Origin of the sequence: Vreelandella rituensis (assembly GCF_003336665.1) — a bacterium.
In the GTDB taxonomy this organism is placed as follows: domain Bacteria; phylum Pseudomonadota; class Gammaproteobacteria; order Pseudomonadales; family Halomonadaceae; genus Vreelandella; species Vreelandella rituensis.
On the sequence record NZ_QPIJ01000138.1, the window covers coordinates 1 to 1817 of the forward strand.

The window sequence follows — 1817 nt, forward strand, 5'->3', positions numbered from 1 at the left end:
AGGGCGTTGTGGACACGCCCATGTCAATTACGCACATTGATCACCCATTGACATTAGAAGCTCGCCAACGAGCGAGTGAAACCACGTCTAACGGCGCAGCCGCTTAGGCGTGGTAGTTCATGTTGTGCTACGCTGAATTTACTCTCGGTCAAAAGCGTACGCTCAATCGAAAGCAGCATATATTCTTGAGCGAAAACACCAGCAGGAGCGAAGCGAATGAGCGCGACTGTCGAAGCCAATGTTCGTCCGGATTACGATGACGAGCTGCAAAAAATTGCCGACTATGTTCTCGAGTACAGGATCGAAAGCAGCGAAGCTTGGGATGCCGCCCGAAACTGTTTGATGGATACTTTGGGCTGTGGCTTGTTGGCGTTGCGTTTTCCGGAATGTACCAAGCACCTCGGGCCGCTTGTTGAGGGCACGATAGTGCCGCATGGTGCCCGCGTGCCGGGCACTTCCTTTCGCCTTGATCCGGTCAAGGCAGCCTGGGACATTGGTGCGATTATTCGCTGGCTGGATTATAACGACACCTGGCTGGCGGCGGAGTGGGGGCATCCTTCCGATAACTTGGGGGGAATTCTGGCGGTGGCCGACCATCTTTCGCAAAAACGCCTGGCTGAAGGTGATGAGCCGCTGAGCATGCGCGATGTGCTCGAAGCCATGATCATGGCCCATGAGATTCAGGGCGTGCTGGCGTTGGATAATTCCTTCAACCGTGTAGGACTCGATCATGTGGTGCTGGTCAAGGTGGCGACAACCGCCGTGGTGGCGAAGATGATGGGCGCCAGCCGCGAGCAGCTGCTCTCCGCTCTTTCCCATGCCTTCGTCGATGGCCAGAGCCTGCGCACCTATCGCCATGCGCCAAACGCCGGCTCACGCAAGAGCTGGGCGGCTGGCGATGCCACTTCTCGGGGCGTGCGCCTGGCGGATATCGCCATGCGCGGCGAAATGGGTGTTCCAGGCGCGCTCACGGCACCGCAGTGGGGCTTCTACGACGTCTTGTTCAGTCATACTAACAAGGATCTGGCGCTGAAGCCCGAAAGCGAACGCAAGTTCAGTTTCCAACGCGATTTCGGCAGTTATGTGATGGAGCACATTCTGTTCAAGATCTCCTTCCCGGCGGAGTTTCATTCCCAGACGGCTTGTGAAGCTGCCGTGACGCTGCATCCGCAGGTCAAGGGTCGCCTGGATGATATCCAGAAAATCGTCCTGACCACTCACGACTCGGCGATTCGCATCATTTCCAAGTCGGGTAAGCTGGCCAATCCGGCCGACCGTGACCACTGCCTGCAGTACATGACTGCGGTGCCGTTAGCTTTCGGTAACTTGGTGGCCGAGCATTACGAGGATGATTTTCACGCGGCTCACCCGATCATCGATCAGTTGCGCGACAAGATGGAAGTGGTGGAGGACGAGGGATACTCCAAGGATTATCACGACCCCCAGAAGCGCTCCATTGCCAATGCGATTCAGGTTTTCTTCAAGGACGGCACTTCTACGGATAAGGTCGCCGTTGAATATCCTATCGGGCATCGGCGGCGTCGCCCTGAAGGTATCACAGTGTTGGAGGACAAGTTCAGGCGTAATCTGGCGACGCGCTTTCCGCAGGGTCGTACCCATGAAATCTTCGAGCTGTGTAAGGATCAGTCGCGTCTTGAGAGTATGCCGGTGAACAAGTTTGTGGACTTGTTCGTGATCTAGGAGACTGTCGGATTTTAGATAACGTCATGAGATACTTGCCTCCTGCCACCCCACCGGAACGACGCCATGAGCCGCTTCATCCCCGTTGATCGCCAGACCGACTATCTTCTGCCGCC

General features: G+C 56.3%; 1 protein-coding gene. It reads left to right on the plus strand.

Annotated elements, in window-relative coordinates; translation table 11 throughout:
• Positions 1–216 precede the first annotated feature (216 nt).
• Positions 217–1701: a bifunctional 2-methylcitrate dehydratase/aconitate hydratase gene (locus DU506_RS21085; protein ID WP_114488781.1), complete on the plus strand. Its 1485-nt coding sequence runs from the start codon at positions 217–219 to the stop codon at positions 1699–1701.
• Positions 1702–1817 lie beyond the last annotated feature (116 nt).

Bases quoted from the DNA above. Each gene is read 5' to 3' on its own strand.
- DU506_RS21085 (WP_114488781.1), top strand. From the start codon at position 217: ATGAGCGCGACTGTCGAAGCCAATGTTCGTCCGGATTACGATGACGAG.